The following is a 21268-nucleotide window of genomic DNA, read 5'->3' on the forward strand; positions in this document are numbered from 1 at the left end:
GGGGAAACAGGTCAGGATTTGGACTGCTCCAGCATGCGCAGCAGCGGGGCTTCCGCCCTCTTGCGCAGGTCTTCCGGCAGTTCCACGGCGGGGGAAAGGTCCCGGAGAGCCAGGTACAGTTTTTCCAGCGTGTTCATCTTCATGTACGGGCAGGTGCTGCAGGAGCACTGCTCCGTGGGGGCGGGAATGAACTCCTTGCCCGGCACCAGCTTGCGCAGGCGGTGCAGGATGCCGGATTCCGTGACGATGATGAAGGATGAAGCCGGGCTTTCCGTGCAGTAGGGAATCATCTTCTCCGTGGAGCAGATGTGGTCAGCCAGCAGGCGCACGGCCTCCGTGCATTCCGGGTGGGCCACCACCAGCGCGCCGGGGTGCTTCTCCTTCAGGGCCAGAATCTGGTCCCGCGTAAACTCCATGTGCACGTGGCAGGCCCCGTTCCACAACTCCATGGGGCGTCCCAGCTGGCGGCCTACCCAGGCGCCCAGGTTCTGGTCCGGCACGAACAGGATGGGACGGTCCTCCGGAGCCTGGGAGACAATCTTCACGGCGTTCCCGGAGGTGACGATCACGTCCGCCAGAGCCTTCACGCCGATGGAGCAGTTCACATACGCCACCACGTAATAATTCCTGTCGGCGTTCTCTTTCAGGAAGGCTTCCAGTTCCCCGGCGTCGCAGGAGGCTTCCAGGGAGCAGCCGGCGTCCGCGTCCGGCAGGATGACGGTTTTGTCCGGATTGAGGATCTTGGCGGTCTCCGCCATGAAATGGACGCCGCAGAAGGCGATCACGTCGCAATCCGTATGCTGCGCCTTGTAGGCCAGCCCCAGGGAATCGCCCACGTAGTCGGCCATGTCCTGGATGTCCCCGGTCTGGTAGCTGTGCGCCAGAATGATGGCGTTGCGTTCTTTTTTCAGGCGTAAAATTTCCTCTTTCAGGTCAAAAGGTGCCATGCGGGAAAAGATGGGGGGAAGCCCCCGGCAAGTCAAGCATCATGTCCCATGCAGGGCGCACTTGTTGACGGGGGGCGGGAAATGTGGCACAGTCTGGCGCATCATACGATTATGTTTTCACTTTTAGCTGATAAACTGGATAACACGTTCCGGAAGCTGCGGGGCCTGGGCAAGATTTCTGAAAAGAACATTGCGGACGCCCTGCGGGACATCCGGCTGGCCTTGCTGGAAGCGGACGTGGAATTTGGCGTGGCCCGGGAATTCATCGGCCGCGTGAAGGAGCGGGCCATGGGGCAGGAAGTGCTCAAATCCATCAAGCCCGGGGAACAGATCGTCAAAATCTTCCGTGATGAAATCGCCGCCCTGCTGGGCGGAGACGCCGTGGGACTGGACCTGACGGACCCCGCCAGAATCATGGTAGTGGGCCTGAACGGCGCGGGCAAAACCACCACCAGCGCGAAGCTGGCCCTGCGCCTGAAAAACGAGGGGCGCCGCCCCCTGCTGGTGGCCTGCGACCTGGTGCGCCCCGCCGCCGTGGACCAGCTGGCTACGCTGGCGGAACAGATAGAAGTGCCCGTGTACAAGCCCGCTCCCGGCAGCCGGGACGTGGTGGCCGTGGCGCGTGAGGCCCTGGAATGGGCCCGGACCCAGAACGGGACCGTCATGATCTTTGACACGGCGGGCCGCCAGGAAGTGGATGAAGCCCTGATTGACGAGCTGCGCCACCTGCACGCCTTCCTCTCCCCGCGGGAAACCCTTCTGGTGGTGGACGCCGCCACGGGCCAGCAGGCCGTGAACGTGGCCCAGACCTTTGACCGGGCCGTGAACGTCACGGGCATCGTCCTGACCAAGCTGGACGGGGACGCCCGCGGGGGCGCTGCCCTCTCCATGCGTTCCGTGACGGGCAAGCCCATCAAATTCTCCGGCGAGGGGGAAAAGCTGGACCAGTTCGGCCCCTTCGTCCCCGGCCGCATGGCGGACCGCATCCTGGGCATGGGTGACATCGTGGGGCTGGTGGAGCATGCCGCCGCCCGCATTGACGAGGAACAGGCGGCCAAATCCATGGACCGCATGATGTCCGGCAAATTTGACTTTAACGACTTCCTGGACCAGATGAAGATGATGCAGAACCTGGGGCCGCTGGAAGGCCTGCTGAGCCTGCTCCCCGGCTTCGGCAAAATCAAGAAGCAGCTTCCGGACGGCGCGCTAGATCCCAAGAGGATGAAGCACATGGAAGCCATCGTGCTCTCCATGACGGCCAAGGAAAGGAGCAATCCCAACCTGCTGAACCCGTCCCGCCGCCGCCGCATTGCCGCCGGCTGCGGCCGCTCCCTGATGGAGGTGAACAAGCTCATCAAGAACTTTTCCGAAATGCGCAAGATGATGTCCGGCAAGGGCAAGATGGGCGCCATGATGAAACAGATGGGCGCCATGAAGGGGAAAGGGGGCAAGATGCCCGGCCTTCCCGGCATGGGCGGCGGTCTTGGCGGCCTGAAAGGCCTTGGTGGGCTTGGAGGAGGCCTGGGCGGTCTCTTTGGCGGTCGCAAATAGGCGCAAAAACGGATTTAACCCGGGGCGCGGCGAACATGGCCGCGCCTTTTTTAAAGAAAGGGCGGGGAGCGCCGCAAACCCTTGCGCCGGCTGAAATGAATACATCCGTCAGGACGTCCTGTTCTTGGGAAAAAAATCACCGCCGCCCGCCTTTATCTTCCGTTCCCGCAGGGGCCTGCGGCGCTCCTCTTTTATTGAAAGAACGGAATGCTGCTTCCCGTACTCCCGGAATGATGAATAAGGGGCGTTTTTACCGGATGGCGGCGTGGCTGGCTCTGGCCGGGTTCCTGAACGCCGGCATGGCGGAAATGCTCCCGGCGGAGGATGTGTTGCTCCCCGCTCCTTCCGCATGCACGTCCGACCGGTCCGCCGTGGCGCATCTTCCGCTGCGGCTGGCGGTCTATGCTCCTGAAAAGGATGCTCCCGCAGTGGAAGCCATCCTGAATGTGCTTAACGCCCAGGGCGTCCTGTCCGGCCTCTCCATGACCCGTGACAGGGATTCGGCGGACGTGGTTTGTTCGGTGGAAGGAAACCCCGCGGGAACCGGGGAAGGGTATGAGGCGCGCCTGGACGCCGGGCAGGGGGGCCGGGGCGTGCTGCATCTGAAAGCGGGGGCGTCCGCAGGCCTCTTCTACGCGTGGCAGAGCATGGTGCAGGTACTGAATGCCAACCGGACGGAGGACGGTTTCTCCGTGCCCGTCTTCTCCATCAGGGACGTCCCCCGTTTTGAATGGCGGGGCATCATGCTGGACGTATCCCGCCACTTTTTCACCATGGCGGAGGTCAAGCGCATGATTGACACCATGTCCCTCTTCAAGCTCAACCGGCTTCACCTGCACCTGACGGACGGCCCCGGCTGGCGGATGGAAATCAGGAAATACCCCCTTCTCACCTCCATGAGCGCGTGGCGCGTGCCGCTGGCCAATGGAGAATGGAACTGGCAGGAAGTGAAGCTGGCCATTCAGGAGCATGACCCGGAGGCCACCTACGGAGGTTTTTACACCCGGGAGCAGATGAGGGAAATCATTGCCTATGCCCGCAGCCGCCAGGTCACCATTGTGCCGGAAATAGACCTTCCCGGCCATTCCTATGCGGCCATGCATGCCTACGGGGACTTGATCTGCGACGGGGTGGACTTTCCCGTGGAAGGGAAAAAAGGCCGGGACGCCGTCTGCATGGGGCGTCCGGAAACGCTCCGCTTCGTAAAAGACGTGGTGGATGAACTCAAGGCCGTCTTCCCGCCCGGCTCCCCCATTCATCTGGGCCATGACGAGGTATCCGCGGAAGCATGGAAAAAATGCAGGTACTGCCAGAACCGTTTGAAAGACCTGAACGAGACGGATCTCAAGGCCCTGAGCCGGGACTTCCTGCAGCAAATTGCGGACTACGTGCGGAAAGACGGTTATGACGCCATCGTCTGGGATGAGGCAGGGGAACTGGAGGCGGACAAACACATCTTCGTCATGGCATGGCGCGGCAATGACTTTGCCGCGGCGGCGGCCAGAAAGGGGCATCCCGTCATCCTGGCCCCGTGCTCCCACTTCTACTTTGACTACTACCAGTCTTCTGCTCCCACGGAACCGAAGGCCATCGGGGGCCTCATACCGCTCAGGCAGGTGTACGGCTATGAACTGCCGGAGCTGTCCCCGGAGGAAGCCTCCAAGGTGCGCGGCCTCCAGGCCAATATCTGGACGGAATACCTGTACGACATGGGGCTGGTGGAATACATGGCGTGGCCCCGCGCCCTGGCGCTGGCCGAACGGGCCTGGAGCGACTGCGACCCGCGGGACTATAAATCCTTCCGCAGCCGTGCCGCCCTGGCCCTGAAGCTTCTGGAAAAACTGGCCGTGAAATACCGTCCCATGGATGAAGAGGATTAAGGCCCCTCCCGGGTGGCCGTTCCTTTAAAAGGGTTTTCATGGACCTGCCGCGCCTTTTCCTTTTAGCATTCCCGGACGGCTCCGTTCTCGCGAACGGTAACAGGGAAAACAGGCCGGAGGCCCCTGTCTCCTCCCGTGCGCTTCTGATAAAAAGTTTCCACCCTTGTCAACATCCCTGCCGGGATATTTCCGGATGCAGGGAGGGGGGAATTTCCTTCCGTTTCCCTTCTTCCTGACCGGGGGGATGCCGGAAATCTGCGTTCCCTCTCCTGCCGCCTCAACGAGGAAGGCTCCGGTTTCCGGTCTTGAGCGGTTTGTTTCCTGGGTTTTATTGACAGCGGATGCCGGGTCATGTATGAAATGACTCTAGCTGATTGCCTGTTTATGAAGAAACACCGGTTCCTGTTCCTCGCTTCCCTGATGGCGCTCGTGCTGCTTGGCGGCATGGCGGTAGTGGCTTGCTCCAATAACTTCAAGCATGTGCCCCGGACGGGCTTCGTGACTCATCAGGTAAAAAATTGCGACTCCCATATCCCGTTTGATGCCTACTGGAATGCTGATGATAAAAAAATCTGGAATGACAAGGTAAACGGCGTGGACGGCAAAAAAGTCCTGATGGCCGTCGTTCCGGTGGATACGGTGCACATGGATGTGAGGCCGGATACCGCGGAAGGATTTGATGCCCTGCACCGTCTGGCGGAATACTTCCGGAAGAGCGTCACGGCCAGCATGGAAAAGGAAGTTGCGGAAAATCCGCACTTTGAGATGGTGCCTCCGGGAACCAGGGGGGCCTATACGCTGGAGCTCGCCATCATCTCCATCACGCCCACGAACGCCAAAGCCGGCATTTTTGTCACGGCGTTGAGCGGCATCAAGGGGGGCGGCCTGGTCAAGCGGTTCATCAAAAAGGGCCACATCGCCATGGCGGGACGCCTGCGGGATGAGGACGGACGCATCGTTTCCGAATTTGCGGACTACGAGGAAGACCACAGCGCCCTGCTGGGCGTGGATACCAAGGATTTTAAAAAATACGCCCACCACCAGCGCACCATTGACGAATGGGCCCGTGAAATTACGGATGTGTATTCCTCTACGTACGGGCACTGGACGCAGAAGCGCATGATCTCATTCAACCCCTTTTAAGGGATAAGCCTCCGCAGACCGTATGCGGGGGAATTGCCCGGCAACCGGGTAACCGTCCTGAAAGGAGAACCGTGAAATGCGGTTGAAACGGCATTCCCGGCGGAACGCGTGGCGGAAGGAATAGCCCGCGCTTCTATTCTCCGTATTCCGCCCAGGAACTGCTGGTCTCCCACACGCGCACGCGTTCCAGGGTGACGCAGTCCCGCACGGGGTATTCGCCGGAACCTTCCCTGGCCTTTTCCAGCGCATGCCGGGCGAAGTTGAAAATGGTGCGGGCCATTACCTCGCTGGTGGGGTCCTCCCGGTCAAACGGAATGATGCGCTCCCCGTACGCGGCCACGAAGGCGGCGTAATTGGGGTCATCCGTATTCACGCACAGGGAATGGTCAAACTGCTGTAGAAAATCCCCCATCATCTGCTTGATGGCCTTGAAATCCACCACCATGTCGTTGGCGTCCAGCGTATCCGCCCGGAACACCATCTCCACGGAACGCGTATGGCCATGGGGGAATTTGCAGTTGCCGGGGTGCTTGGACAGAAGGTGCCCGCTTTCCAGTTCAATGGATTTGCAGATTCGGTAGGCCATGAAGGCAGGATAGCGTGGGAAGGGGCGGGGGGCAATCCCAATCAGAGTCTGCCTGCGGTCCGGTTCTCTGTGTGCGGAACGGGGTTCGTAACGGATTCTGCCGGCCGTGGGCGGCTTTTCCTTGCGGGCGGCTGTGATTTCTGGCAACCTTCGGAAAACCAGACTCTTGCCCTATGGCCTACCTCTCATGGTCCTTCCTGAAAATGGGAGAAAAATCGGATCGCAGGACAAGCCTCCTTTTCCTGCTCATGGCGGGCATTCCCATCATTTTTACCGCCTTCTTCGTCTTCATGCTGGGGGCGGCCACGGTCTGGTACGCCTGGCCTGTTCTGCTGCCGATGCTTCTCCTCCTCTATCTCCCCTTCGCCCTGCGGAAGGAAAAGGTGCAGAGCGTCCATTCCAGGAATATCCTCTTTGGCCGGGACCCGCTGACAGTCGTCTTCAGGCCGGTGGTGAGGAACTGGGTATATGCCGTTTATGCCGTGCTTCCGGTGTTGCCCCTCCTGTTTTCCGGTTGGAAAATGCCCTTGGACAGTCTCGGGAACGGAAGGAATCTGGCGGAATTCTTCCTGATGTGGATATCCCTGTATGCCGTCTTTACGGTGCTGACGGTTTTCCTGGGAAAGGCACGGTATTTGAAGCCGGGCAGGCTGTTGCTGGCCGCTGGCGCCAATCTGGCGCTGATGCTGCTTTATTCCCTGCTTGCGTGAAGCGGGCGCACTGTGTATCCGGCGTGTTCCCCGGCCTTCCCGTGGACGGGGGCTTTTCCGTGGCGCTTGCTGCAATGGGGGAACCGCGTTGCCCTGCCAGCCTGGCGGCCATCTCCGGAGTTGTTGGAATGGACGTGCTCTATTGCCGTTCTTTCCCTGAAACGCCCGCCCCGGGCATGGGAGAATGGCGCGGAAAGACAGGAATACTCTCCGGGACGGGGAAATTTGCTGAAATTGAAAATCTTGAAATAATATTGTTTTTCTGTAAAATCTCCGCGCCGGGTTGATCCCGGATTAAGAAAAGGAGGTGTACCATGTGAATGACTGTATCATACTAACCAGGCTGATTGAGTTACTCATTGTAATGTTCAGCTAACGAAAAGCCCCGTCCTGTAGCAGCAGGACGGGGCGATTTATTAGAGGTAAATGTGATTTGTATGATACTAACCGGAACTACTATGAAAAATTTCCATAAATAGTCAAGCGGGAAAAACTTCCGGCAATGTCTTACAAACGGTTTTTTAAAGGCTGGAGATTCTCCCTGTAACGGGTGGCGGATTCCACCTGTTTATATCTGCGCTTCTTCCTCCTTCCGGATTTAATGAATGCTTGAAACGGCAGGCCGGGGATATTCGGAAGAATCTACCCAAAAGCTCAAGGGAAAAAGGAGGGGAGATGAAACGAGTTTTCCCGTAAAGGGGCCATAAAAAATCCCTGTTCCGCGCGGCATGGCGGAACAGGGAGAAAAAATCCGGCGCTCTGTCCGGGCGGCTTAATGGGCGCAGCCGGCGCAGGCCCAGCCTTCGCGGATCTTTGCGAAGAAATCGTTGCCCTTGTCGTCCACCAGAATGAAGGCGGGGAAGTCCTCCACCTCAATCTTCCAGATGGCTTCCATGCCCAGTTCCGGGTATTCCAGCAGTTCCACCTTCCTGATGTTATTCTTGGCCAGGATGGCGGCGGGACCGCCGATGGAACCCAGGTAAAAGCCGCCGTGCTTCTGGCAGGCGTCCGTCACCTGCTGGCTGCGGTTGCCCTTGGCGATCATGATCATGGAGCCGCCGTTTTCCTGGAACAGGTCCACGTAGGAATCCATGCGCCCCGCGGTGGTGGGGCCGAAGGAGCCGGAGGGATACCCTTCCGGGTCTTGGCCGGACCCGCGTAGTACACGGGATGGTCCTTCATGTACTGGGGCATGCCTTCACCCTTTTCCAGGCGTTCCTTCAGCTTGGCGTGGGCGATGTCGCGCGCCACGATGATGGTGCCGTTCAGGCTCAGGCGCGTGGTGACGGGGTACTTGCTCAGTTCCGCCAGCACTTCCTTCATCGGGCGGTTCAGGTCAATGGAGACGGCCTCGCTGGAGGTCATGCGCAGCGCTTCCGGAATGTACTGTCCGGGATTGGTTTCCAGCTGTTCAATGAAGATGCCTTCCGGCGTGATCTTGGCCTTCGCGTTGCGGTCCGCGGAGCAGGAGACGCCCAGGCCCACCGGGCAGGAGGCTTCGTGGCGGGGCAGGCGGATGACGCGCACGTCCAGCGCGTACCACTTGCCGCCGAACTGGGCGCCCAGGCCCAGCTTGCAGGCTTCCTCATGCAGTTCCTTTTCCAGCTCCAGGTCGCGGAAGGCGCGTCCGTACTCGTTGCCCGTGGTCGGAAGGTTGTCGTAATACTTGGTGGAAGCCATCTTCACGGTTTTCAGGCACTTTTCCGCGGATGTGCCGCCGATGACGAAGGCGATGTGGTAGGGCGGGCAGGCCGCCGTGCCCAGCGTGCTCATCTTCTCCACCAGGAACTTCTTCAGCGTGGCCGGATTCAGCAGGGCCTTCGTTTCCTGGTAAAGGTAGGTCTTGTTGGCGGAGCCGCCGCCCTTGGCGACGAAGAGGAAGGAGTACTTCATGCCTTCCACGGCTTCAATGTCAATCTGGGCGGGCAGGTTGGTGCCGGTGTTCTTTTCCGTATACATGTCCAGCGCCACGGTCTGGGAATAGCGCAGGTTGTTCTGGGTGTAGGCGTCGTAAACGCCGTGGGAAAGCTGTTCGCAGTCATCGCAGCCGGTCCAGACCTGCTGGCCCTTCTTGCCCACGATGGTGGCGGTGCCCGTGTCCTGGCAGAAGGGCAGGATTCCGGCGGAAGCCACTTCCGCGTTGCGGAGCATCGTCAGGGCCACGCTCTTGTCATTGGCGCTGGCTTCCGGGTCGTCCAGAATGGCGGCCACCTGCTTCAGGTGGGCGGGGCGCAGGAAAAAGGCCACGTCATGGAAGGCTTCCGCGGCCAGCAGGCGCAGGCCCTCTGGTTCCACCTTCAGCATGGGGTGTCCTTCAAAGTCACCCACGCTCACGTAGTCGGACGTGATGAGGCGGTACTGGGTGTCGTCCTTTTCAATGGGAAAAGGATCCTGGTAATGAAAATCCGGTGTTGCCATAACGGGAGGCAATATAGCGGAGCGCCGCCCCCGGTTCGAGCAAAAAAATCAGGGGCGGTTCAGGCCCGAATCAATCATTAAAAAAGGCTTCTGTTCGCCCAGCGTACGGAAAGGAACGCAGTTTTTAAAGAACCACGGGCTGACGGGAAACAGCATATCCCTGAAGACGTGATACAGGAATTCCCGGTGCATGCGCCGTTCCTCTTCCGGAGTGAGGATGTAAATGACGGAAATGGGCTGAATGAATGTGATCACGGGGATTCCCCACATCTGCAGCAAGCTGTCTCTGATCTTGAACATCTGGTGAACCTTCCCCTGAAAGACAATCGCCACGGCCACGGTTCCCGCAGGGCTTGCGTCCATGAAGGCATGCATTTTTTCCCATGCACGGGGCAGCAGTTGGCAGGTAATCGTGCCGTCCTGCTCCCGTGCCGCGTACCGGATATCCTCCGGGCCGATCAGGGATTCCGGCCGGATAAAGGCCCAGGATGGAACAGGCTCCGGGAAATCAGGGCGGGTGTAGGGGATGGAGCGGAACCCGCTTTTCAGATGAATGGTTTTCCCTTGCCGGAGTTCCGGGAGGAACCGCTGTTCCAGCTCCGTGCTGCGGGGATGCACGGGATAAACGGCCAGCTTCTTTTTCACCTTCCTCTGCTGTTGTTCCGTGAGCGGCGGAAACTGGGTATTGATGGCCGCGCAGAGGGCATCCAGCTGGCGGTCATCTCCCGGCACGGGAATGAGGGTGGCGTGGGAAGGCATTTTATGGAATACGGGCGTAGACAGGATGGCGCCGCGCAGGACCACGGCCATTCTGTCCTTGCCGGGCCGGAGGGCGGCGCAGGCCTGTTCCAGGTTCCTGTACGCTTCTTCATTCCAAACGATGTCCAGATGCCCTGGATAATCCAGATTGGGGCGTGCGGACTGGGCGTAATCCCCGGTGACGATGGGGGCGTTCCCCAGAAACAGGTATTCCTTCTCCGCGTCTTTTTCTTCCTCCGCGCCCGGGCGGCTCCAGAGCCGGTAGCCCGGTACGGAAAGCGTCCCTTCTTCCACCAGCCGGGCGTTCTCCGGATGGATGACGTACAGGGCCAGATCCCGCGGAATGAAAGGGGTGGTTTTCCCGTGGCGGCCCGGTGGTTGAGCAGTTCCGCCAAGTTGGCGGCTTCATTCTCCCCGTCCAGTCCGGAAATTTCAAAAGCACGGGAAATAATGGCCTGAACCACCGGGGCCGAATTGACTTTTCCCTGAACGACGACAGCCAGCCTGTCATGTCCCAGCCTCATGGCGGATGTAGCCGTTTTCATGGCCCTCCCTCCCGGCGTGTTCAGGGTGATGTTGAGATGCTCCGGTCTGCTCGGATCGACGCCTGCCCGTTCCACCTCCGCCTCCGTAATGACCGGTTCATCTTTCAGGAACAGACGTTCCCGCTGCATCTTTCCGTGGCGGTCGCGGAATTCATACACATAAGGCGTGTATCCTTCCGGAACCGGTTTTCCTTCCCGGTCCAGCTCCAGGCTGTCCGGATGCACCATCCTGACGGCAATGGAGGGAACGGCCGGCGGAGCCGCCTCCGCACGGGCGGAAAGCGGAAGCCAGAAGGCGGAAATGAACAGCAGGCAGAGTAGTTGTCTCATGGTCAATATGATAGAACCCCTCTAACACGTCAGGCAAGAAAAAGAGCGGACGGGAGCGGCGCAAGCCCCTGCGGTAATTAATATCCCCATCGTGCCCTGCGGATACGCGTATTTTAAATCGTTTGCGGAACCCCATCCCGGTTTCAGTTGCCGCAAGTGTTTGAGCCGTTCCCGGGGCCTTGACAGGAAAATCCCCCGGAACCGCAGGGAGCCGGGGGATTTCAGCCGAAGAGGGGCTCAGCGGGAGGGCGGTGTCCCTGCACGGGGCGCGCCTGCCATATCCGCCATGGGTTATTGCCGAGGCTTGCGGCGGGGAGAAGAAGGTTCGGAGAATGAGGAACTGGAAGAGGAGGAAGGCCTGGGAGCGCCGTACTCCTCCGGAATTTCCGCTGCCAGAGGGATGTCGTTCGGGAGGCTGCTTTCGTCGTCGTAATAATTCTTCATCCTCTTCTGGGCGTCCTTGATCAGGGTGGCTTCCGCCCATTCCTCCACCGTCATGTTGTCTCTTCTGGCGGCTTCTTCGATGAGTTTGTAATCCTCGGCGCTCAGCATGACGGCGAAGGGTTTCCAATGGGCTCTTGCCGCCTCCTTCAGTTTTTTCTCCCTTTCCGTCTTTTCCATCATGAGCCGGATGAGAGCTTCCTTGTCTTTGGGAATGGCTACCTTGGCAAGCCAGTTGCGGACCGTGTTGGGAGACACGAAGCATTCCTCCGCAAAATCATTGCGGGAGATGTTCTGCTGTTTCAGCCAAGCCTTGATCTGCACTTTGAGTTCATCCTGATTCTCACTCATGCATATCTTTGTAACGAAAATGGTGCGATTTTTCAACCTTTTTTGCATAATATCATTTTAACGGTATATTTTCGTTGACTAAAATACCGTTTCAGGTGCATTATTGCATCGTAAGCGGGTTATTGAAGCCCTTATTGCACCAAAAGAAGGATTTTTATGAAGACGGGAAATAAGAAAAAGAGTCAGAAAAAAATTCAAATCAAGGGAAAAATGCCGTTATCCGTCCATTTTTTCCGGGATGCGGAAGCGGACGCCCTGAACGTGGAGCGCTGCCAGCTTGATAAGGCTACCCTCATTGCCTGTGCCGTCAAACGTCTCCGGGAAGATCTGGGCAACGTCCCGGATTCCGGTAAAAAACCTTCCGCATGACTCAGGAGATTTACTGGGAACTTCTGGCGTGGCTGTTCCGCTCTTTTCTGGCGGTGACTACCTTCGCCTTTGTCGTGGCCGGGTACCAGGCCCTGCGCTGCCGTCCGCGGGACGGCAGCAAGCGGAGAAAGTAGGGAATGGCAAAAAGGTCCGCGGTTCCCCGGCGTCAGGGCGGGGAGGACGCCGGGGAGGTTGACTCACGGCTTCGTCTCCCTTATCTTCCGGGAATGTCCCGCCGTGTTTCGGATGAAGCCGCCCTGTCCGCCATGAGCCTTGAAGAACTCTGGCGCTTGTTTCCCGTCATCCTGAGCGAATCCAGGCCGGAGTGGGCGGAAATCTACCGGAGGGAGAAAGAGATGCTGGAATCGGTGGTGCCCCTCTCGCGCATCAGCCGCCTTTCCCACTTCGGGAGCACGTCCGTTCCGGGCCTGGCGGCCAAACCCACCATTGACATTCTGCTGGAAGTGCGGCCCGATTCATTTGTTTTTGAAGCGCTTCCCCTGCTGGAAAAGTGCGGCTACCGGGAAATGCACCGGGACGAAGCGCAGATGCGCCTGGTTCTGGTGAAGGGCTATGCCGCGGACGGCTTCCGGGGGCAGGCGTTCCATCTGCATGTGCGGCCCTGCCGGGATTGGGATGAATTGTACTTCCGGGATTACCTGGCCGCGCATCCGGATGAGGCGGAAAGGTACGCCGCCCTCAAGCGTTCCCTGAAAGAGAAGTTCGAATTCAACCGGGATGCCTATACGGAGGGAAAAACGGAGCTGATCGCCGCCATGACCCGCCGGGCGAGGGAAGAAATGCCCGGCAGGCACGTCCCGGAATAAGGCCGTTAAACCGGGTTGCTTTTTATAGGGCAGGGGATGCGCGGAAAGACGGAAGGAAAGGGCAGGCGGACATTCCAAACTTGCTTGATGGTGAAACTTCCATTGTCGTCCACAAGGGCATGGATTTGGCACGACCTTTCCGGAGGGACATCTGCTTTGAACCACCCTTTCCATGTTTGGGAAACTGTCCAAAGAGCGGAAGTCTAATTTTTATCCTTCCGGGCAATACTTGCCCGCCGCGGCATTAAAAAGCCTGCTTCCGGCTGTTCGCGCCATGGATACGTTTATTTTGGCGGCGGGAAGAGGATTAAGCCGGTTGGAAAGGAAGGCCTTTCCGGGGGTGAAAGAAATTCCGCCGCTTCCCGCAGCGTGGATGAGGCTGAATGACAGGCATGTTTTTAAGGTCCGCTCCGGATGGAAATCCGTATTGCCAGAAGTGGGGAATGGCGGTAACATTCCGCCGCTATGAGTATTGAGAGTTTCGCAAACCGGCATGTGCTGGAATTGGTGGCTTACCAGCCGGGCAAGCCCATTGAGGAGACGGCCCGGGAACTGGGCCTGGATCCCCATGATATTGTGAAACTGGCGTCCAATGAGAACCCGCTGGGGCCGTCCCCCAAGGCGGTGGAGGCCATTGCCCGCGCGGCGGCAGGCGTGAACATTTATCCGGACGGCGCGGCCTTCCGCCTGCGCTCCGCCATTGCGGAGTTCTGCGGCGTGGAGTTTGGCCAGACGGTGGTGGGCACGGGCAGCAGCGAGGTGATTGAGCTGATGTGCCATGCCCTGCTGAATCCCCGGGCGGAGGTAGTGGCCGCCAGGCACGCCTTTTCCATGTACCCCATCATGTCCAAGCTGTTCGGCGCCACGTACGTGGAAGTGCCCAACAAGCCGGACTGGACGCACGATCTGAACGGCTTCCTGGATGCCATTACGGACAACACGCGCATCGTGTTCATTACGAATCCCACCAATCCCGTGGGCACCGTCGTGACCCAGCAGGAGATTGACGATTTCATGGCGAAGGTGCCGGAACACGTGCTGGTATGCTTTGACGAGGCGTACCGGGAGTTTTCCGACAATCCGCCGGATACCCTCAAGTTCGTGCGGGAAGGCCGCAACGTGATTGTTCTCCGCACCTTCTCCAAGGCTTACGGCCTGGCGGGCCTGCGCGTGGGCTACGGCATTGCCCCGGAACACGTGTGCAGCATGCTGCACAAGGCGCGCGCGCCGTTCAACCTGCACGTGCTGGCGCAGGAGGCGGCCCTGGCCGCCCTGGAAGACCGGGAGCACGTGCGCCGCACCGTGGAGAACAATGCCGAGGGCATGCGTTTTTACGAACAGGCTTTCCGGGACATGGGGCTGGAATGGATTCCCAGCCAGGGCAATTTCATCCTGGTGAAGGTGGGGCAGGGCAGGAAGGTGTTCCAGGACATGCTGGCCAGGGGCGTGATCGTCCGCGCGCAGGACGGCTACGGGCTGCCGGAGTGGATCCGCATCAGCATAGGCACCCCCGCGGAAAATGCCCGCTGCATTGAAGTTTTGAAGGAAGTACTTTAAACAGTTTCGCCGTTTTTCCTGTCTCACCTTTTATGATCTCTCCGGAACAGTACATTGACGGTCTTGAATGGCGTTACGCCTGCAAGAAGTTTGACCCCGAAGCCCGCATTGAGAAACCCACCTGGCATGCGCTGGCGGAAAGCCTGCGCCTCAGCCCGTCTTCCCTGGGTCTTCAGCTCTGGAAGTTTGTGGTGGTGACGAACAAGGAATTAAAGGCGCGCCTGCGGGAAGTCTCCTGGAACCAGTCCCAGGTGGAGGACTGCTCCCATTACGTGGTGCTTTGCGCCCGCAGGACGGCCACCCAGCGGGACGTGGACCGCTACCTGGCCCAGATTGAGTTCACGCGCCACCCGTCCGCGGAAAAGCTGGCTTCCTCCGCTGATTTCTATACTGGCTATGTAAAATCCCTGACTCCGGAAAAAATGCACACCTGGCTGGATTGCCAGGTGTACATTGCCGCAGGCTTCCTGCTCAGCGCGGCCGCCGCCCTGCGGGTGGATTCCTGCACCATCGGCGGCATGGACCGCGATAAGTATGATGAGATTCTGGGCCTGGACGGCACGCCGTACCGCTCCGTGGTGAGCGTGGCGCTGGGCTACCGCGCGAAGGACGACGATTACGCCCGCGAGGCCAAGGTGCGCTTCCCCGCCGGGGAGGTGATCGACATCCGCGCCTGATTTCTCCTTCCCTTTTCCCCCTGTCCGGGGCCGGATTTCCTGATTGGAGGTCCGGCCCCTTTTTTGTCCGGCAGGGCGTTTACCTTCCGGGCGCATTCCCGCGTCCGGAGCGTGCCTGTTTTTTAATCTCGCCAAGAACGGGATGTTTGAGATAATAACTTGCCTGAACAAGATTGGCCGGTCCTCCCGGGCCCGGCGGTTTTCCTTCATGAAACCTGACGCGCGGCAATCCGCCCGGCGGAATGCCTGCCCGGACGGCGGAACGAAGGAGAATTCACCCGCTTTTTCCCCTTTCCCTGCAAGAAAAGGACGGCGGGCGCGTAGTTCTTGGCACGAATCAGATCCTCCTTTTCCCTGAAACGACACGATAACATGAAGAAGAACCTATTCCTGATGATCGCCGCTTTTGCCGCATCTCCCTTGATGGGGCAGGACGCCAAGCAGATTGCGGATTCCCTCACCATCCCTCCGGTGAAAGCGGGCGCGAAACAACTGCCGATGCCAAGCGCCTCCGGAGCCCAGATCAAATTCCTGGGGGCCGACTATGAGCAGCTTGTTAACAGCAAGGGAAAGATAGCCCCCGTTATTTCAGACACCCCCGTCAACGTCAGCTTCAAGGTGACCAAGGACGGCAAGGAAGCCATCAGCAAGGATTATGAAATCATGCTGCAGGCCCCGGACGCCGCCCAGGGCAATCCCAAGCCGCGTATCATTCCGGAAATCCTGCAATGGAAGGGCGGCCAGGGCGAGTACAAGCTGGGGAACACGGTTTCCGTAGCCTGCCCGGAAAAAGAGCTGGCGCAGATATTCACGGCTGATCTGGAAGACGTGGCGGGGAAGAAGGTCAAGCTTGTCCCGCCCGGCGCGAAGGCGGATATTTCCTTTTCCCTGCTGAAAGGCGGCAACCTGGGCAAGGAGGGGTACAGGCTCCAGGTGACCAGGGACGGCGTCCGCATTGGCGCGGCTACGCCCACCGGGCTGTTCTGGGGCACGCGCACGCTGCTGCAGATGCTGCGCCAGACCCCCGGCAGCGTTCCCTGCGGCACGGCAGTGGATTTCCCGCGCTATGAGCTGCGCGGCTTCATGCTTGATATTGCGCGTACGCCCTATCCCCTCAGCTACCTCAGGGACGTGATCCGCACCATGGCCTGGTACAAGATGAATGATCTGCACCTGGTCATCAACAATAACTTCATTTTCCATGAAATGTATGTGGACAAGGGCCGCGATCCGTTCAAGGAGCTCTATGCCGCCTTCCGCCTGGAATCCAACATGAAGGGCAAGGACGGCGTTCCTCTTACGGCGAAGGACCTTTTCTACACCAAGAAGGAGTTTGCGGATCTGGTGGATTACGCCGAACGCCGCGGCATCAGCATCGTTCCGGAGATTGACACTCCCGGTCACGCGCTTTCCTTCACCCGCCTGCGCCCGGACCTCATTTACAAGGGCCCCATGAACCATGAAAAGCGCCGCAGCGAGATGCTGGACGCCGCCAACCCGGAGACGATCAGCCTGGTGGGCAAGGTATTTGACGAGTATTTGCTGAAAGACCCCAAACTGGGCCGCCCGGTGTTCGGCAGCAAGGTGGTGCATGTGGGCGCGGACGAGTTTTACGGCAACAAGGAGGATTACCGCCATTTTGCGGACGCCGTGCTGAAGCACGCCCTGAAGCGCGGTTATACGCCCCGCATCTGGGGCAGCCTGAGCACCAAGCCCGGCAAAACCCCCGTGGTGAGCAAGGGCGTTCAAATGAACCTCTGGAGTACCGGATGGATGAGGGCCTGGGAGGCCGTGAACCTGGGTTACGACGTCATCAATACCAATGACGGCGCCCTGTACGTGGTGCCCTACGCCAACTATTACCGCATGGACAGGAACCACAAGGGGCTTTATAATAACTGGATTCCCAACCGCATCGGGAATGAAACCCTGCCTTCCGGCCATCCCCAGCTCATCGGCGCGGCTTTTGCCGTCTGGAATGATGAGACGGACCTCAAGCACTCCGGCTATGCCCCCTATGACATTTGGGGCGTTATTTCCGGCTCCATGGACGTGCTGGCCCAGAAGATGTGGGGGAAGGCCAAGGCTCCGGATTCTTTTGAAGAGCACCGGGAGCTGGTCAAGGCCATCGGGGAAGCCCCCCGTACCAACCCCCTCCACAAGTGGAAGGATTCCAAGCCCTTCTCCGTGGTTCCGGGCAAGCTGCCCCAGCAGTTGAACCAGCCCGCCCTGGGGCCCGGCTACCGCCTCACCATGGAGCTTGAGCTTTCCGCCGCTCCGGAAGGGAAGGAGCAGGTTCTGCTTTCCGGCCCGGAAGGGGAGCTGTTCGCCGTCATGAAGGACGGCACCATGGGCTTCCGGCGGGATGACTCTCTGGAATTCTCCTTCGGCGCCAAGCTGCCCGTCGGCAAGAAGGTGAAGGTGGAAATTGTGGGAGAGCCGGAAAAAACCACCCTCCTCATTGACGGCAAGCCTGCGGGCACCATGGTGCTCAAGAGCTTCCGCAATCCGGACGAAAACTTTGAACCCCGCACGAAGGGCGTGCGCTCCACCTTCGTTCTCCCGCTGAAGGTGCTCGGCTCCTCCTTCCAGGGGAAGGTGTTTGATCTGAACGTCCAGCCGTTGTAACGGCCCGTGCCGGAAGCGGCGCGGCCCGGATAATCCCGGGCGGCTTCTTCCGGAGCCGGGCGGCCGCATGCGCCGCACTCTTTCCAGCGCCCCGCAGTCTCCGGACTTGCGGGGCGTTCCTGTTCCCGGTGCCATTCTGGAGCGCCGGAGATGGGGGAGTTCCGCGCAGCGGTTCAGTCCCGCATGCCCCTGTACCTCATGGGGCGGTAGCCGCTGTTCTCCAGCATGGGGCGGCTGAAAACGCGCTCCGCGCACTTCCAGACCGGCAGGGGGCCGGCTTCACTGCCCAGGAACCTGTCTTTTTCCGCTCCCTCCCAGCGGATGAACAGGAGCACATGGCGTCCCGGAGCAATCAGGATGTCCCCCGTTTTCAGCTCATCCCAGGAGGGGAGGGAAATGGAAAGAGCGGGGAGCTCCCGTGTGGAAAATGGCCTGGACAGGCGCCAGCAGCGGGAGACGAAGCCGGAGCAGTCCACCCCGGCGGCAAAGCGGCTGACGGCGGCATCCCCCGCGGCCTGCTTTTCCGGGGTGCCCATGTCCCCGGCCGCGGCGGGGGCGCCCCCGTTGGCGGCATCCGCCTTCAGGCGTTCGGCGAACTGCCGCGGGGTGTCGAACCCGCCCCATTTGTACGGCATGCCGGTGGAACGCGCGCCGGGCCGCCACCACGCGCCGGCATGGCCTCCGGCTGCGGAGGCGTCCGGCGTGTCTATCCGGATGCCGTCCTCGTCCGTCCCGTGGCGGACGTTCCGGGGAGAGCCCCGCCAGGCCATGGAAGTATAGGCCCGGCTGGTTTCCAGAGCTTCACGGCGGGTGACGGAAGAAGCGGGAGGCAGGATTTCCGGCGCGCCGGGAACACAGGCCCCCAGGCAGGCGGAGAGGGTGAGCAGCGTCAGGGTGTTGGTCATGGACTGCATGTGTAGCCACTTCCCGCCGCGGAGGCAAGGATGATTGCAGGAGAACGCTTTTTATTCGGAAAACGAACGGTCTGGAAGCTTGACTACCGGGTGGAATATGTGAAAAAGGGGTTAACTGAGGCGGAAAGGAATGGAAGAGGTTTCCGTTCGCCCTCCCGCTTCCCATCGCCTTGCATTTTTTATGGACGAAGAACAACAAATTATCCAGGAGCCGGTTCAGGAACCCGCCCCTGAAAAACAGCCCGACAAGACCCAGGCCACTCTTACGGCGGTTTCTCCGCTGGTATCCGTCTTTTTCGGTTTCTCCACCGGCGTGAACATCATTCCGCCCCTGATCTGCTGGCTGGTCTGGAAGGATGCCAACCCCCTGGTGGACAAGGTAGGAAAGAATGTTCTGAATGCCCAGATTTCCTGGGCGATTTATTCGATTGCGGCCTTCCTGTTATGTTTTGTCCTGATCGGCTTCGTGCTGGCTCCCGCGGTCGTCATCGCGTGGATTGTTTTCGCCATTATCACTGCCGTCAAGGTGGCGAACGGGGATTACGATTACGTGGCGCCCCTCACGATTACGTTCCTGAAGTAACGTTTTTTCCACTTGCCCATTTATGAAAAAGCCGCCGGCATTCTGCGCCGGCGGCTTTTTTGCGGAATGGGATCCGTTTTCCGGAGAGGTTCAGATGGGCATGTCCTTTTCACTGCCGCCGTACATGAACGTATGGAGCAGGCGCGTGACCTGGTTCTGTTCCGCGCGCAGCTGGGCGGAGGGGCGCAGCGCGGCGTACGTCAGGCTGTCATGCCCGGTGAATTCCCTCATGTGGAAGCCCTGGAAGCTGGTCATGGGTTTGCTGTCATGGAAGAGCTTGCCCCTCCGGAGCAGTTCGTCAAAGACGTGTTCCGCCTCCCGCGTGCGCGTCAGCGCGTTTTCCGGATGGGGCACGCGGATGACCAGCGCGCCGCCGTCCCCGCGGAAGTTGATGCCCGCTCCGGCCATGACGTCCGCGGAAGGCTGGCTGGTGACGCTGCCCAGAAGCAGCACGCCGTCATCTATCAAATGGATGCGGCTGGCGTGGGCTTCCTCCTTCACGTGAAGCACGCCGCCGTAAATGTGGGTGGATACGCTGCCGGAAAGTTTTTTGATGCGCATCAGGCCGTGCTTGATGACGAGTTCCGAGCCCTCGGCGGGCAGGTCCACTTCCGAGGCGAAGAGCCAGCCGTCCGTCATGGCGATTCTGCCTTCATGCTCTCTGGAGCCCTGAATGCGGCCCTGGCCCATCAGAAGGCGGCCGCCGTTGATCTCCAGGCTGCCGTTGGCCTTGTTTCCCAGGAAAACGGTCATGTGGTCCGGCAGGTTGCCCAGGAGCGTCATGGTGCCTCCGTTACGGATGACCAGGTGGGCGGTGCGGTGCCCGTGGTCCGGCTGGTTGGGGCCTCCCACGTAAACGGGGGCGTTGATGATGTAAAGATTGCCGCCGGAATCAACGGTGAGGGAATCCTGAATGTCCGTCTGGCCCTGCACCACGTCATTGCTGATGGTGACCGGGCACATGTAGGAGACGCGGTTCATGGATGAGGCTGAAAGCGGCATCATCCCTGTTAGAATGAATGGGTTGATATTGCTCATGACGCTGGTTACATAGTTGGTTTGACGTTTGAGGCGCGGTGGATGCGCGCCAATGGTATTAGACCGTCCGGGCGGGTAAAATGTTCGGGTAAATTCACCTTATTTTCTTCCGGACGGGAAAAGCGCGGTTCACTCCCATTCCACCCGGGTCAGTTCCAGTTCCCGTCCCCGGAGGATGGCCAGGGCGGGGTCTCCGCAGCCGGGGCAGATATAGCCGTGCTCCGTGAAGGAAAAATCCGCGCTGCAAGCGTCGCAGCGGCACAGGGCCTCCACCCACGTGACGTCCAGGGCGGCGTCCTGCGCGACATACGCGTCCTTCAGGGCCAGGAAGGCGGATTGCAGGGCTTCCGGCACCACGCCGCTCAGGCTGCCGATGGTCATGTGCACGCGCATCAGCCGGGTTCCCCCGTTCTTTTCCATGAGCCGCCGGGCCATGTCCAGCGCCCCCTCCATGATGCCTACTTCATGCATGCGCGTCTTTCCGGGCCTGGTATTCCTCCAGGGCGCGGGCGATGAGGGTTTCCACCAGGTCCAGTGCCTGCGGCACGGCCTCCCGCACTTCCGCGGACATGGGCTGGCAGAAGTCCGTATGCCCGGCCTCCACCCCCACCAGCGTGATGATGCGCGGCAGGGTTCCGCACAGCTGGGCCGCGCCCAGCACTTCCTTCATGCCGATCTGGTGCGGGGAAATGACGAGGGAGAAATGGCGGGGGAGTTCGTCCCGGCTGCGCGTGACGACGGTTCCGGGCGGGGCCCCCGTCTTGACGGCGTCCAGCAGGATGACCGTATCCGCGTCTTCCAGCAGGGGCAGCAGGGTCATTCCCAGCGTGCCTCCCTCCTCCACATGGACCAGCGGGCCGTAGTCCCGTTCCTGAAGACGGTGGGCAAGCTCCACGCCTATGCCGTCATCCCCCATGAGCGGGTTGCCCACGCCCAGCACGAGCACGGGATAGGCGTTCCCCTTCACGGGGCAGCCCCGGAGTTCTTCCGTGTATGGCTCCAATTCCATGGCAG

General features: G+C 60.0%; 20 protein-coding genes and 2 pseudogenes. 12 read left to right on the top strand and 10 right to left on the bottom strand.

Annotation, left to right across the window (positions count from 1 at the left end; all coding sequences use genetic code 11):
* Window positions 1-11: 11 nt before the first annotated feature.
* Complete coding sequence (gene nadA, locus PVA48_RS12435) at window positions 12-947, bottom strand: quinolinate synthase NadA (protein ID WP_102721530.1); 936 nt, start codon at window positions 945-947, stop codon at window positions 12-14.
* A gap of 111 nt (window positions 948-1058) precedes the next feature.
* On the opposite strand from nadA, the gene ffh reads away from it, so the two are divergent.
* The 3 genes from ffh (at window position 1059) to PVA48_RS12450 (ending at window position 5521) form a co-directional block, all read left to right on the top strand.
* Window positions 1059-2498, top strand: coding sequence for a signal recognition particle protein (gene ffh, locus PVA48_RS12440; RefSeq protein ID WP_102728087.1), 1440 nt, complete (start codon window positions 1059-1061; stop codon window positions 2496-2498).
* Between the two features lie 230 nt (window positions 2499-2728).
* On the top strand, window positions 2729-4378 hold the full coding sequence (locus tag PVA48_RS12445; protein ID WP_102728088.1) for a beta-N-acetylhexosaminidase: 1650 nt from the start codon (window positions 2729-2731) through the stop codon (window positions 4376-4378).
* Window positions 4379-4762: 384 nt separating this feature from the next.
* Window positions 4763-5521, top strand: a complete 759-nt coding sequence (locus PVA48_RS12450) for a hypothetical protein (RefSeq protein WP_180971737.1) — start codon at window positions 4763-4765, stop codon at window positions 5519-5521.
* Between the two features lie 133 nt (window positions 5522-5654).
* Here PVA48_RS12450 and PVA48_RS12455 read toward each other — a convergent pair whose 3' ends face one another.
* Window positions 5655-6107 (bottom strand): 6-pyruvoyl trahydropterin synthase family protein, encoded by a 453-nt coding sequence (locus tag PVA48_RS12455; RefSeq protein ID WP_022397378.1) that lies wholly within the window; start codon window positions 6105-6107, stop codon window positions 5655-5657.
* A gap of 248 nt (window positions 6108-6355) precedes the next feature.
* Here PVA48_RS12455 and PVA48_RS12460 point away from each other — a divergent pair, with 248 nt between their 5' ends.
* Window positions 6356-6817 carry a hypothetical protein gene (locus PVA48_RS12460; RefSeq protein ID WP_423231834.1) on the top strand — a complete coding sequence of 154 codons (462 nt, stop codon included), beginning with the start codon at window positions 6356-6358 and terminating at the stop codon, window positions 6815-6817.
* A gap of 772 nt (window positions 6818-7589) precedes the next feature.
* Here PVA48_RS12460 and PVA48_RS12465 read toward each other — a convergent pair.
* From PVA48_RS12465 to PVA48_RS12480, 4 genes and pseudogenes are all read right to left on the bottom strand, one after another.
* Window positions 7590-9235: pseudogene (locus tag PVA48_RS12465) on the bottom strand (fumarate hydratase).
* Window positions 9236-9283: 48 nt separating this feature from the next.
* Window positions 9284-10288 (bottom strand): hypothetical protein, encoded by a 1005-nt coding sequence (locus PVA48_RS12470; RefSeq protein ID WP_423232546.1) that lies wholly within the window; start codon window positions 10286-10288, stop codon window positions 9284-9286.
* Window positions 10289-10383: 95 nt separating this feature from the next.
* Window positions 10384-10869 (bottom strand): annotated as a pseudogene (locus PVA48_RS12475) (SecDF P1 head subdomain-containing protein); the annotation flags it as partial.
* 291 nt (window positions 10870-11160) lie between these two features.
* Window positions 11161-11661, bottom strand: a complete 501-nt coding sequence (locus PVA48_RS12480) for a helix-turn-helix domain-containing protein (RefSeq protein WP_102721513.1) — start codon at window positions 11659-11661, stop codon at window positions 11161-11163.
* 210 nt (window positions 11662-11871) lie between these two features.
* On the opposite strand from PVA48_RS12480, the gene PVA48_RS12485 reads away from it, so the two are divergent.
* From PVA48_RS12485 to PVA48_RS12515, 7 genes are all read left to right on the top strand, one after another.
* The gene (locus tag PVA48_RS12485; protein ID WP_156340781.1) at window positions 11872-12030 is read left to right on the top strand and encodes a hypothetical protein; all 159 of its coding nucleotides are present in this window, start codon (window positions 11872-11874) and stop codon (window positions 12028-12030) included.
* A complete protein-coding gene (locus PVA48_RS12490) occupies window positions 12027-12164 on the top strand; it encodes a hypothetical protein (protein ID WP_022397372.1) in 138 nt (45 codons plus the stop codon). The genes PVA48_RS12485 and PVA48_RS12490 overlap by 4 nt, the downstream gene beginning before the upstream one ends.
* Before the next feature lie 93 nt (window positions 12165-12257).
* On the top strand, window positions 12258-12857 hold the full coding sequence (locus PVA48_RS12495; protein WP_102728091.1) for a GrpB family protein: 600 nt from the start codon (window positions 12258-12260) through the stop codon (window positions 12855-12857).
* Window positions 12858-13029: 172 nt separating this feature from the next.
* Window positions 13030-13326 carry a hypothetical protein gene (locus PVA48_RS12500; protein ID WP_102749444.1) on the top strand — a complete coding sequence of 99 codons (297 nt, stop codon included), beginning with the start codon at window positions 13030-13032 and terminating at the stop codon, window positions 13324-13326.
* Entirely contained in the window at window positions 13323-14414 is a 1092-nt protein-coding gene (gene hisC / locus PVA48_RS12505) for a histidinol-phosphate transaminase (protein WP_102728093.1), read from the top strand. Before PVA48_RS12500 ends, hisC begins: the two co-directional genes overlap by 4 nt.
* 32 nt (window positions 14415-14446) lie before the next feature.
* The gene (locus PVA48_RS12510) at window positions 14447-15091 is read left to right on the top strand and encodes an NAD(P)H-dependent oxidoreductase (RefSeq protein ID WP_102727101.1); all 645 of its coding nucleotides are present in this window, start codon (window positions 14447-14449) and stop codon (window positions 15089-15091) included.
* Between the two features lie 372 nt (window positions 15092-15463).
* Window positions 15464-17719, top strand: coding sequence for a family 20 glycosylhydrolase (locus PVA48_RS12515; protein WP_102727102.1), 2256 nt, complete (start codon window positions 15464-15466; stop codon window positions 17717-17719).
* A 173-nt stretch (window positions 17720-17892) separates the two neighbouring features.
* Here the strand turns inward: PVA48_RS12515 and PVA48_RS12520 are convergent, their stop codons facing one another.
* The gene (locus tag PVA48_RS12520) at window positions 17893-18624 is read right to left on the bottom strand and encodes a hypothetical protein (RefSeq protein ID WP_146019270.1); all 732 of its coding nucleotides are present in this window, start codon (window positions 18622-18624) and stop codon (window positions 17893-17895) included.
* Window positions 18625-18814: 190 nt separating this feature from the next.
* Between PVA48_RS12520 and PVA48_RS12525 the strand changes: the two genes are divergently transcribed.
* Window positions 18815-19216, top strand: a complete 402-nt coding sequence (locus tag PVA48_RS12525; RefSeq protein WP_022397366.1) for a DUF4870 domain-containing protein — start codon at window positions 18815-18817, stop codon at window positions 19214-19216.
* 90 nt (window positions 19217-19306) lie between these two features.
* Here PVA48_RS12525 and PVA48_RS12530 read toward each other — a convergent pair whose 3' ends face one another.
* The 3 genes from PVA48_RS12530 to PVA48_RS12540 all read right to left on the bottom strand — a co-directional run bounded on the left by PVA48_RS12530 (window position 19307) and on the right by PVA48_RS12540 (window position 21263).
* Window positions 19307-20254 (bottom strand): hypothetical protein, encoded by a 948-nt coding sequence (locus PVA48_RS12530; protein ID WP_146021083.1) that lies wholly within the window; start codon window positions 20252-20254, stop codon window positions 19307-19309.
* 129 nt (window positions 20255-20383) lie between these two features.
* Window positions 20384-20725 carry a hydrogenase maturation nickel metallochaperone HypA gene (locus PVA48_RS12535; RefSeq protein ID WP_102728094.1) on the bottom strand — a complete coding sequence of 114 codons (342 nt, stop codon included), beginning with the start codon at window positions 20723-20725 and terminating at the stop codon, window positions 20384-20386.
* Complete coding sequence (locus PVA48_RS12540; RefSeq protein ID WP_180975143.1) at window positions 20718-21263, bottom strand: HyaD/HybD family hydrogenase maturation endopeptidase; 546 nt, start codon at window positions 21261-21263, stop codon at window positions 20718-20720. Before PVA48_RS12540 ends, PVA48_RS12535 begins: the two co-directional genes overlap by 8 nt.
* Between the last annotated feature and the right edge of the window lie 5 nt (window positions 21264-21268).

The sequence above is a fragment of the Akkermansia sp. JRP_AM1 genome (genome assembly GCF_049262625.1).
Taxonomy (GTDB): domain Bacteria; phylum Verrucomicrobiota; class Verrucomicrobiia; order Verrucomicrobiales; family Akkermansiaceae; genus Akkermansia; species Akkermansia massiliensis.